Origin of the sequence: Streptomyces mesophilus (genome assembly GCF_011044995.1) — a bacterium.
GTDB lineage: Bacteria > Actinomycetota > Actinomycetes > Streptomycetales > Streptomycetaceae > Streptomyces > Streptomyces mesophilus.
The window spans coordinates 1-11552 of the sequence record NZ_JAAKZW010000247.1 but is presented as its reverse complement, the minus strand read 5'-3'; the positions used below and the strand labels follow the sequence as shown (position 1 = coordinate 11552).

Sequence of the window (11552 nt, the reverse complement as noted above, 5' to 3'; positions counted from 1 at the left end):
GACCGACCCCGGAACGCCCCCGTCCGCCCGACTCAGAACAGCGGCTCCGGCAGCACCCCTTCCAGGGCGAGCAGCTTCCGCTTGGTCTCCAGGCCCCCGCCGAACCCCCCGAGCCCGCCGTCGCTTTCCACGACCCGGTGGCAGGGCACCACCACGGGCAGCGGATTGGCGCCCATGGCCATGCCCACCGCCTGGGCGGCGCCCGGCTGTCCGACCCGGTGGGCCAGATCCCCGTAACCGACGACGGCCCCGTACGGCACCCCGTCGTTCAGCTCGCGCAGCACCTGGCGGTTGAAGCCGCCGATCAGCGTCCAGTCCAGGTCGAGGCTGAACGCGCGCAGCTCCCCGGCGAAGTACGCGCGCAGCTGACGTATGGGCTCGGCCAGGCGCGGCGAGTCCGGCGCCTCGGCCACCGCGCCGCCGAACCGGGCGGCGAGCGAGGCCACCGCCTTGTCGCGCACCCGCGGGTGCGCATGGAAGACCACGTTGACCAACCCGTCCGCCGTCGCCGCGAGCAGCAGCGGTCCGATGTCGCTGTCGACGACGGCCCACTCGACGGCGGCCTGCCCGCCGCCCGCGGTCTGCGTGTTCTGCCCTTCGATGTTCACGCGGACCACGGTACGGCGGGGCACTGACAACGCCGCCCGGGCTGAGCCGACGGCGGCGGCTCGTACGACTTCAGGACTCAGCCGACGACGGCGGCCTGTACGGCTTCAGGACTCGACCGACGACGGCAGTCGGCGCGACTTCAGGACTCAGTCGGCGACGGCGTCCCGGACGACGTCCGGCCGGTTGGTGATGATCCCGTTCACCCCGAAGCCGGCCGCACGCCGGGCGTTCGCCGCGTCGTCGACGGTCCAGGTGAGGATCTCCAACGGCCTGCCGTGCGGACCGCGCTGAGCGTGAATGGCCGAAACGTAGTCAGCCGTGATCGTCCCGTGGTTGGAGTTGATCTGGTCCGCGAACTTCGCATACGCGGGCAGATCGGCCACCGCGGGCGTGCCCAGGAACCCGGTCTTGATGTCCGGGCGTTGGGCGTGCACCGACTTCACGGAGTCCGCGCCGAAGCTCTGGATCACCAGCTTGTGCTTGACGTGGTTCCGGTCGAGCCAGCCCGTCTTGCGCAGGACACGCAGCGTGTCGCGCTCGATCCCCGGGTAGAGCTCGGGCTTCTTGATCTCGAGGACCAGCTTCTGGTGGTTGCGCTCCACGCGGTTCATGTACTGCGTGAGCGTCGGCACCCGGGCGCCCTTGAACTTGGCGTCGAACCAACTGCCCGCGTCCAGCTCGGCGATCTCCGCCGCGGTGAAGTCCGCGACCTTCCACGGCGCACGGTCAGGGAAGACCTGCTCCACGTTCGTGGTGCGCGCCAGCGAGTCGTCGTGCATGATCACGAGCTCGCCGTCCTTGGTGCGCTGGACGTCGTTCTCGACCCAGGTGAAGCCGAGTTCACGCGCCTTGTCGATGGCGGCCAGGGTGTTCTCGGGGGCGTACGCCGAGGCTCCGCGATGGGCCACGATGACGAGGGCGTCGCTCTTCGCGGCGTTCGCCGACCCCGACCCCGTCGTCTTCGCCGTAGCGGTCGCCGTCGCGGGGGAGTGGGCCGGAGCGGCGGAGGCGGGCAGGACGAGGACTCCGACACTTATGAGAGCGGCGGCCGTGGCTGCTGCAGTGCGTGCGTGCACCAGAACTCCTCACGTCGTGCGATCAAAGACCGACCGAGCGTGGCAGCTGGGCGGCAACGGAGGACAGGTGCAGGTTGGCCAGAAGTTGAACAGAGCCACTCAAGACGGAACATAGGGTTGTCCGCCGTTGGCGAAGCCGATGAGTTTTTGCCGGAGAATCGCTCGTACGTTCCGCTTGGAGCCTTAATCTCTGCTCAGCACCGGCCATCTGTCCGGCGGTGCGGTGGGGTGCGGGGGCGCCCCTGGGGCATTTCAAAAGGGGCGAAGGGGTCATCCCACCATGCAGGGCACCGTCGACGGATTCAGTTACGGGTTGGTCACCCCGATCGCCGCATATGTGATGGCCTGCGTGGGCGGAGCCCTCGGGCTGCGCTGCACCGCGCGATCGCTCGTTGTGGGCAACTCCTGGCGCCCCGGCTGGCTGGCGCTCGGCGCCGCGGCCATCGGCTCCGGCATCTGGACCATGCACTTCATCGCGATGATGGGCTTCACCGTCAAGGAAGCACCCGTCAGTTACGACGCGTCTCTCACTTTCGCCAGCCTCGGTGTCGCGATCGTCATGGTCGGCATCGGGGTCTTCATCGTGGGCTATCGAGGACCCACGGTCATGGCTCTGTTCACGGGCGGCACGATCACCGGCCTCGGCGTCGCCTCGATGCACTACCTCGGCATGGCCGCCATGCGTCTGCGCGGCGCTCTGGAGTACGACACCGTCACGGTCGCCGCCTCCGTCGTCATCGCGGTCGTCGCCGCGACCGCCGCTCTCTGGTGCGCGGCACAGGTCCGTGGCTTCCTGTGGAGCCTGGGCGCCAGCCTGATCATGGGGCTCGCCGTGAGCGGGATGCACTACACGGGCATGGCGGCGCTCAGCGTCCATCTGCACGGATCGTCCGGCGCGGTCGCCGGTGACTCGCCCGCCGAACTGCTCGCGCCCATGATGGTCGGCCCGCTCGCCTTCCTGCTGCTCGCCGGCGTGGTCGTGATGTTCGATCCGCTGATGATCATGGGGAAGCCGGACTGGCAGCCCGCCGACCGGGCCGGCAAGGGCGTGCCGGCCGCCGCGCAGCGGAGCGTGGGCGCCTCGCGCAGGAGCTCGCAGTACCGCCAGGACTGGTGACGAAGGGATCTTCGCAGGGGCCGGAAGGGCAGCGCTGACCGCGATCCGGCCCCGTTGTCAGTGGTGGGTCGTACGGTGGTTGCATGCGGCCCGAGACCGAGACCACCATCCAGAACATCCAGCGGAGCGAGCGGCCTTTCGAGGTCATCAGCCCGTACCAGCCCAGCGGCGACCAGCCGGCGGCCATCGCCGATCTTGAGCGCCGTGTCCGCGCGGGCGAGAAGGATGTCGTCCTGCTCGGCGCGACGGGTACGGGAAAGTCGGCCACGACGGCGTGGATGATCGAGAAGCTCCAGCGCCCGACCCTGGTCATGGCGCCGAACAAGACGCTCGCGGCCCAGCTCGCCAACGAGTTCCGCGAGCTGCTGCCGAACAATGCGGTCGAGTACTTCGTGTCGTACTACGACTACTACCAGCCCGAGGCGTACGTCCCGCAGTCGGACACCTACATCGAGAAGGACTCCTCGATCAACGAGGAGGTGGAGCGCCTGCGGCACTCCGCGACCAACTCGCTGCTCACCCGCCGCGACGTCGTCGTGGTCGCCTCGGTCTCCTGTATCTACGGTCTCGGTACGCCGCAGGAGTACGTCGACCGCATGGTGCACCTCGAGGTCGGCGAGGAGATCGACCGCGACCAGCTCCTGCGCCGTTTCGTCGACATCCAGTACACGCGCAATGACCTGGCCTTCACCCGCGGCACGTTCCGGGTGCGCGGCGACACCATCGAGATCTTCCCGGTCTACGAGGAACTGGCCGTACGGATCGAGATGTTCGGCGACGAGATCGAGGCGCTGTCCACGCTGCACCCGCTCACCGGCGAGATCATCAGCGACGACCAGGAGCTCCATGTCTTCCCGGCCACGCACTATGTGGCGGGCCCGGAGCGCTTGGAGCGCGCCGCCAACGACATCGAGAAGGAGCTGGGAGAGCGCCTCGCCGAGCTCGAGAAGCAGGGCAAGATGCTCGAGGCCCAGCGGCTGCGCATGCGCACCACGTACGACCTGGAGATGCTCCGCCAGATCGGCTCCTGCTCGGGCGTCGAGAACTACTCGATGCACTTCGACGGCCGCGCGCCCGGCACCCCGCCGCACACCCTGCTCGACTACTTCCCCGACGACTTCCTGCTCGTCCTCGACGAATCGCATGTCACCGTGCCGCAGATCGGTGCCATGTACGAAGGCGACGCCTCCCGTAAGCGGACCCTCGTCGACCACGGCTTCCGGCTGCCGTCCGCGCTCGACAACCGGCCGCTGAAGTGGGAGGAGTTCCAAAAGCGCATCGGGCAGACCGTCTATCTGTCGGCGACGCCGGGGAAGTACGAACTGTCGCGCGGCGACGGCTTCGTGGAGCAGATCATCCGCCCCACCGGCCTGATCGACCCGGAGGTCGTGGTCAAGCCCACCGAGGGGCAGATCGACGACCTGGTGCACGAGATCAGGCAGCGCACCGAGAAGGACGAGCGCGTCCTGGTCACCACGCTCACCAAGAAGATGGCCGAGGACCTCACCGACTACTTCCTGGAGCTCGGCATCCAGGTCCGCTATCTCCACAGCGACGTCGACACCCTGCGCCGCGTCGAGCTCCTCAGGGAGCTGCGGGCCGGTGAGTACGACGTGCTCGTGGGCATCAACCTGCTCCGCGAGGGCCTCGACCTGCCCGAGGTCTCCCTGGTCGCGATCCTCGACGCGGACAAGGAGGGCTTCCTGCGCTCGGGGACCTCCCTGATCCAGACCATCGGCCGTGCGGCTCGTAACGTCTCCGGCCAGGTCCATATGTACGCGGACAAGATCACGCCGGCGATGGAGAAGGCCATCGACGAGACCAACCGCCGCCGCGCGAAGCAGATCGCGTACAACACGGAGCGCGGCATCGATCCGCAGCCGCTCCGCAAGAAGATCAACGACATCGTCGCGACCATCGCCCGCGAAGAGGTCGACACCGAGCAGCTGCTCGGCAGCGGCTACCGCAAGGGCGGTAAGGACGGCAAGGGCGCCAAGGCCCCGGTGCCCTCGCTGGGCGGGGCGAAGGCGGGCGCACAGGCCAAGGGCAAGGCGAAGAAGGCCGCGCCGGGCACGCCCACCGACCGTCCCGCGGCCGAACTCGCCGGGCAGATCGAGGAGATGACCGAGCGGATGCGCGCGGCGGCCGCGGATCTGCAGTTCGAGATCGCGGCACGGCTGCGTGACGAGGTCTCGGAGATGAAGAAGGAGCTGCGTCAGATGCGTGAGGCGGGGCTGGCCTGACCGCCGGGCGGCCGGGCCGACTTGGGACCGGGAGGTCGGGGCGACTTGAGGCCGGGCCGCCGGGCCGGCTCGAGCGCGGCCCGATTGGCACGTGAAGTCCCTTGCGGCGTCCGAAGTCCCTTTTCAGGCGCCGCGAGTGTTGCAAGACCGACACAAACCCCGGGCCCGGGGGTGGGCTTGTCAGATCCACTGCGTAGGGTTCAGGGCAACCGCACGCACAGGCGGCAGGCGGGGATGAAGTTGGGGATGAGAGGGGACATCGCGTGACGGTCAACATGACCAAGGGTCAGGCCATCAGCCTGCAGAAGAGCGACGGGGGCACGCTGACCGCGGTGCGCATGGGCCTCGGCTGGCAGGCGGCTCCGCGCCGCGGCCTGTTCGGCTCGCGTACGCGGGAGATCGACCTGGACGCCTCGGCGGTGCTCTTCGCGGACAAGCAGCCGGTCGACGTGGTGTTCTTCCGCCACCTCGTCAGCGACGACGGCTCGGTGCGGCACACCGGTGACAACCTGGTCGGCGGCGCCGGTCAGGGCGGCGACGACGAGTCGGTGCTCGTCGACCTCGCACGCGTTCCGGTGCACATCGACCAGATCGTGTTCACGGTCAACTCGTTCACCGGCCAGACCTTCCAGGAGGTGCAGAACGCCTTCTGCCGGCTGGTCGACGAGACCAACGGCCAGGAGATGGCGCGCTACACGCTGGACGGCGGCGGCCAGTACACCGCTCAGATCATGGCGAAGGTGCACCGCAATGGCACCGGCTGGACGATGACGGCGATCGGCACGCCGGCCAACGGCCGTACGTTCCAGGACCTGATGCCGGCGATCCTGCCGCACCTCTGAGGGCAGTTCGCGGTACACGGCTCCCGGGCGCCCCTGCGGCCACCGGGGGCCGTCCGCGTCCGCGCTCCAAGGCACGTACGCAATAGGCAAGCGAGCCGGCACACCGCCGCGCCCGAACGCAGCGACGAGGGGGACCAACACCATGGCGGTCGAGCTGGTACGGGGTCAGAACACCCCGCTGCCTCAAACCCGTCTGGAGATCCGGGTATCCGCAGGCAAGCCGATCGTGGCGGGCGTCACGCTGAGCGACGCGCAGGGCAAGGTGCGCGGCGCCGAGTGGATCGCCCACCCCGGATCGCCGCAGCTGCCCGGGCTCGAGGTCTCGCAGCAGGCCGCGGCGGATCATCGCCTGGCCGTCGACCTGGAGGCCCTGCCGGACGCGGTGGAGCGGGTGAACGTGCTGCTCGCGCTGCCCGTGGGCGTCGGCGGCCCGGTCCGCTTCGGCGCGGTCGCGGCCCCCTTCGTGGCGGTCACCGGACTCGACGGCACCGAGGTCGCGAGCTACACGATCACCGATCTCGACCCCGAATCGGCCGTCGTGGCCCTGGAGTTGTACCGCAGGAACGGGGTCTGGAAGGTCCGCGCCGTCGGCCAGGGCTATGCGGGCGGGCTCGCCGAGATGCTCGCCGACCAGGGCCTCGACCAGTCGCGTGAGATCGCCTCGCAAATCCTCGACGCGGTGGCGCGCGGGATGGCCCGTTCGGTGGCGGCGCCTCCGCCGCGTACGGCCGAGGGCGATCGCGTACGGCACACGGCGGCCGCCGCCGGTTCGGCGGGGGAACACAGCGGCGCGACGGCCGGTGAGCACGGCGCCGCCGCTCCTCAGCCGCCCACCACCGGTGCACCCGCCCCTGCACAGTCACCCACCACAGGTGGACCCGCGCAGCCGCCCACCGCAAGCGGACCCACCCAGACGCCCAACTCCGACGGCGTCAACTACGCGCACCCCAGCCGCCGCCCGGCAGCGGCCGCACCCCCGTCCCCGCCGCCGACGGCGCCGCCCGCCCAGCCGGGGCAGCCCGCGCAGCCCGTGGCCGGGGACGCGACCGGCTGGTCGATGGAGGAGCGGCTCTACAACCAGGTCTGGGGCATGTTCGAGGACCTGGCCCGCACCACGGCCGCGTACCGCAGCGCCGTGGACTTCGCGGAGTCCCGGATGGAGCAGGAGCTGGACAAGGTCCTGTCCGATCCGCGCAGCCGGATCGGCGGTACGGGCGATGCCGCACGTGAGGCCGCCCGCGCCAAGCAGGCCCAGCTCGTCGACCAGGCCCGTGAGGTGCTCGACCGGGATCTGGCCCAGCTCAAGGCCGAGGCCGAGGTGGTCGAGCCGGCTCTGCCGCACGCCTTCGCCGCCTGGGACAACCCGGTGTGGCATGCGTACCGCGTGCCGATGGAGGTCCCCATGGCGCTGCGCCTGGGCGATCTGCATCTGCCCGAGAGCGCGGACGTGCGGATTCCGCTCCTTATGCGGCTGCCCCTGGAGCGCGGTCTGTGGATCGACAGCGGCCGCTCGTCGTCCGGCAGCGTCACGTTCCACGACAGCGCCGAGCTGCACCGGCTCGCCCTGGAGACGGCGGTCGCGCTCGCGGCCAGGCTGCTCGCGGCCTACCCGGCCGGTGACTTCTCCGTGCACGTCATCGACGCGGGCGGCGGCGCGGCCGGCTCGCTCGCCCCGCTGCTGCAGGCAGGAGTGCTCGCGCATCCGCCGGGCCACGGGGCCCCCGGCGTCACCGAGGTCCTCGCCCGCCTGACCAAGCGCGTCGAGCTGGTGCAGATGGCGATCCGCGGCGGAGCCACCGACGCCCTGCCGCCGGACCTCGACACCGGCGAGCAGCTCCTCATCGTCAACGATTTCCCGCACGGCTTCGACGACCGTGCTGTGACCCAGCTGCGCTACCTCGCGGACGAGGGCCCGGCCGTCGGCGTTCATCTGATGCTGGTGGCCGACCGTGAGGACGCCTCCGCGTACGGGCCGATCCTCGATCCGCTGTGGCGCTCCCTGCTGCGCCTGACCCCGGTGCCCGACGATCACCTCGCCGATCCGTGGATCGGCCACGCCTGGACGTATCAGCCCGCCCTCGTACCGCCCGGCAGCACGGTGCTGCGGCAGGTGCTCGCGCAGGTGGCGCAGGCGCGGCGCGAGTGGGGCCGCTGACAGCAGCCGCACCGCCGTCGAAGGGCTCCCCGCTTTGGGGAGCCCTTTGCCATTGCTCCCTCTCTTTTAGGCCCTTGACCTGCGGACTTGGGGTGTGCTTTACCTCACCCTTTACCTTTTCTTGGGTTTCCCTGTAGTGTTCTGCGTGCGGAGGGGAGTACTCCCGACTGCGACGATTCCGTCAGTACGAACCCACAGGGGTTCCGGGACGTCGGCCCGACCGAGAGGTGAAAGTTCTCGGGTGGAAGAGACCTCCGGCAGCGACGACGCTGGATTTGTGCCGTTACGTACTGCCGGAGGCGCAGTGGATGTTTCCCTGACCCTGTGGGTCCTCACGATCGTGGGCCTCAGTGCCCTTATCGCCGTCGACTTCTTCATCGGGCGCAAGCCTCATGACGTGTCGATCAAGGAAGCCGGAATCTGGACGGTCGTCTGGATCGTGCTGGCCGCGCTGTTCGGTGTCGGCCTGCTGATCTGGGGCAACAGCCAGGCGGCGGGCGAGTTCTTCGCGGGCTACATCACCGAGAAGTCGCTCAGCGTCGACAACCTCTTCGTCTTCATCCTGATCATGGCGAAGTTCTCGGTGCCGACCCATCTGCAGCAGCGCGTCCTGCTCATCGGTGTGCTCGTCGCCCTGGTCCTGCGTGCGATCTTCATCGCCGCCGGTGCCGCGATCATCGCCAGCTTCTCCTGGGTCTTCTACATCTTCGGTGCGTTCCTGATCTACACCGCCTGGAAGCTCATCCAGGAGGCGCGGGCCGACGAGGAGGAAGACGACTGGGAGGAGAACAAGATCCTCAAGTCGATCGAGAAGAAGTTCGGCGTCGCGGACAGGTACCACGGCACCAAGCTCTTCGTGGTCCAGCACGGCAAGAAGGTCATGACGCCGCTGCTGGTCGTCATGCTGGCGATCGGCATGACCGACATCCTCTTCGCGATGGATTCGATCCCGGCGATCTTCGGCCTGACCCAGGACCCGTACATCGTCTTCACGGCGAACGCCTTCGCCCTGATGGGTCTGCGCCAGCTGTACTTCCTCATCGGCGGCCTGCTCAAGAAGCTGGTCCACCTCTCGTACGGTCTGTCGATCATCCTCGGCTTCATCGGCGTCAAGCTGGTGCTGCACGCACTGCACGAGAACGGACTGCACGTCCCGGAGATCTCGATCCCGGTCTCGCTGGGCGTCATCTGCGCCGTGCTGATCGTCACGACGATCACCAGCCTGATCGCCTCGAAGAAGATCGCCGCGGCCGAGGCGGAGGCTGAGGCCAAGAAGGCGACCACGGAGCCCGACGAGAAGGCCGACATCGAGGCCTGATCGAGCTCCGTCAGCTCCCCTGGACAGCCCGTCCGCACTCCGGTGCGGGCGGGCTGCCACGTTTCCGGCCTCCTCGCGTTTCCGGGCCCTCGTATCGCCGACTTGTCGACGGCCTGTAGGTGCTTGCCGGGAGCCTCGTCCTCATGACGTACGACATGACGCTCCCGGTCCGTTCACTCCAGGTCGTCGAGGTGCGGCGCCCCACGCCCCGCCTCGCGCGGGTCACCTTCGGCGGCGAGGACCTGGCGGGGCTCCGGCTGACCGGACCCGACCAGCAGGTCAAGCTCTACTTCCCCAGGCCGGGACAGGGCGCGCCCGTTATGCCCGCGGCCGAAGGCGACTTCATGAGCTGGTACGGAGCGTTCAACGCGCTGTCCGAAGAGGTGCGCCCATGGATGCGCAGCTACACGATCCGCCGGCACGATCCCGAGCGCCGCACGGTCACCGTCGACTTCGTCCTGCACGGGGACGGTTCCGAGGGGCCGGCGACCGCGTGGGCGCGGCGGGCCGAGCCGGGGCAGCGGCTCGCGATGTTCGGACCGTCGGCGCAGTTCGCCAAGCCCGTGCCGCTGTGCACCACGGACTGGATGCTGCTCGCCGGGGACGAGACGGCGCTGCCCGCCATCGCCACGGTGCTCGAGGCGCTGCCGCAGGGGGCACGGGCGGTGGCGTACATCGAGGTGGCGGACAGCCGGGACCGGCAGGAGTTCACGACGCGGGGCGAGGTGACGGTGCACTGGCTGGAGCGGGACGGGGCCGGCGCGGTCGCTCCCGGTGAGGTGCTGGTCGAGACCGTGCGGGCGGCCGCGTTCCCGGAGGGTTCGGTGTACGCGTGGCTGGGCGGTGAGGCGGGCGCCGTCCGGTCGCTGCGCCGCCACCTCGTGGACGACCGCGGGGTCGACAGGAAGTCGGTCCACTTCTCCGGCCATTGGCGGCTGCGGCTGACCCAGGACGACGCGCCCACGGAGGCGGACCTCGCGGACGCGCGGGAGCTGCTGGCTCAGGCGGAGGCGGGGGAGTAGCGAGCCCGGATTGCCGCCTCACACCAGCCCCGCCGCCTCCTCCACTGACAGCTCCCCGCCCTGCGCGTACGCACGCTCATACGCCGCCGGGGCAAGCACGGCCCGCAGTTCCGTCTCCGCGTGCCGCCGCATCGCGGCCTGGTCCGGGAACGGGCGGAAGCCCATCCCGCCGCTCAGCGCCTGGCGGTCGTACGTGCCGAGCAGCCGCGCACCGTCCTCGCCCTCGCCGAGCCGCGCCTTCGCCCAGGCGGCGGCGAGGAACTGGTCCACGACCAGCTGCGGCGCCACCAGATACGCCACGCTCGCCATCCCCCGTACCGCTTCCCGCAGATGGCCCTGCGCCGCGGCGTACCGCCCTTCGAGGCAGTCGAGCCAGCCGCGCACCCCGGCGACCGTGCCATGGAAGAGCAGCGGCATGCCCGGCGGCAGCGCACGTTCGACCTCCGCGAGCTGGTCGCGCGCCTCGGCCAGGCGGCCCGTGCTGCCGTAGTGGCGGGCGAGCAGCAGCCGGGCCGTGCCGAGCGGCTCGTCCCCGTGGCGCGCCGACTCCTCGACGGCTTCGAGCAGCATCCGCTCGGCGGCGGCCCGCGCTCCCGGGTCCTCGGTCGTGCGCAGCCGCACATCCGCCAACCGTGCCTTGAACACCGGCACTTGGCGGTGCGCTCCCGCCCTCGTCGCCCCGTCGACGGCCCGCGCGAAATCCTCCGCGGCCCGCTCGAACAGCCCGCGCCGCAGATACGCCTCACCGCGCGCGGACAGCGACTCGGCGATGCCCCAGGGGTCACCGGTCCGCTCGAAGTGGCGCAGCGCCCGGTTTGTGTCCTGCGTCGCCTGCTCCAAAGCGGCCGGCCGGTCATGCACGAACTTCGCCCGCATGAGCAGCGTGTAGCCCAGTTCCCAGTGGTGGCCCTCGCGCCACTCGGGCCCGAGCTCCCAGCAGTCGCGGACCACGGTGTCCATGGTCTCCTCGAGCCCGGAGAAGTCCCCGGTCATCATGCGCGCGAAGTACCACATCGAGCCGGGCTGCCGGCAGACCTGCGGCAGTCCGCTGCGGTACGCGGCCACGATCCGGCGCAGGTACGCCAGTTGGCCGGGGGAGTTGGGCGCGGGTCCTGTCCCCCTGCCGGCCTCCGTCCACGCTTCCTCGCCGGCCTCCGCCCTGGCCCCCGC

8 protein-coding genes and 1 pseudogene are annotated in these 11552 nt (G+C 70.0%); 6 read left to right on the top strand and 3 right to left on the bottom strand.

The window, feature by feature from the left end:
- Positions 1 to 32 precede the first annotated feature (32 nt).
- Positions 33 to 608 carry a methylated-DNA--[protein]-cysteine S-methyltransferase gene (locus G6045_RS34735; RefSeq protein WP_328708008.1) on the bottom strand — a complete coding sequence of 192 codons (576 nt, stop codon included), beginning with the start codon at positions 606 to 608 and terminating at the stop codon, positions 33 to 35.
- Between the two features lie 147 nt (positions 609 to 755).
- Positions 756 to 1685 (bottom strand): glycerophosphodiester phosphodiesterase family protein, encoded by a 930-nt coding sequence (locus G6045_RS34730; protein WP_165336188.1) that lies wholly within the window; start codon positions 1683 to 1685, stop codon positions 756 to 758.
- A 280-nt stretch (positions 1686 to 1965) separates the two neighbouring features.
- Between G6045_RS34730 and G6045_RS34725 the strand changes: the two genes are divergently transcribed.
- The 6 genes from G6045_RS34725 (at position 1966) to G6045_RS34700 (ending at position 10382) form a co-directional block, all read left to right on the top strand.
- Positions 1966 to 2802 carry an MHYT domain-containing protein gene (locus G6045_RS34725; protein WP_165336187.1) on the top strand — a complete coding sequence of 279 codons (837 nt, stop codon included), beginning with the start codon at positions 1966 to 1968 and terminating at the stop codon, positions 2800 to 2802.
- A gap of 83 nt (positions 2803 to 2885) precedes the next feature.
- The gene (gene uvrB / locus G6045_RS34720; RefSeq protein WP_165336186.1) at positions 2886 to 5045 is read left to right on the top strand and encodes an excinuclease ABC subunit UvrB; all 2160 of its coding nucleotides are present in this window, start codon (positions 2886 to 2888) and stop codon (positions 5043 to 5045) included.
- A gap of 263 nt (positions 5046 to 5308) precedes the next feature.
- The gene (locus G6045_RS34715) at positions 5309 to 5887 is read left to right on the top strand and encodes a TerD family protein (protein WP_165336185.1); all 579 of its coding nucleotides are present in this window, start codon (positions 5309 to 5311) and stop codon (positions 5885 to 5887) included.
- Positions 5888 to 6029: 142 nt separating this feature from the next.
- Complete coding sequence (locus G6045_RS34710) at positions 6030 to 8042, top strand: TerD family protein (RefSeq protein ID WP_165336184.1); 2013 nt, start codon at positions 6030 to 6032, stop codon at positions 8040 to 8042.
- Positions 8043 to 8346: 304 nt separating this feature from the next.
- Positions 8347 to 9360: a TerC/Alx family metal homeostasis membrane protein gene (locus G6045_RS34705; protein WP_165336183.1), complete on the top strand. Its 1014-nt coding sequence runs from the start codon at positions 8347 to 8349 to the stop codon at positions 9358 to 9360.
- 143 nt (positions 9361 to 9503) lie between these two features.
- Entirely contained in the window at positions 9504 to 10382 is an 879-nt protein-coding gene (locus G6045_RS34700; protein ID WP_235968509.1) for a siderophore-interacting protein, read from the top strand.
- An 18-nt stretch (positions 10383 to 10400) separates the two neighbouring features.
- Here G6045_RS34700 and G6045_RS34695 read toward each other — a convergent pair.
- Positions 10401 to 11552, bottom strand: a pseudogene (locus G6045_RS34695) (AfsR family transcriptional regulator); the annotation flags it as partial.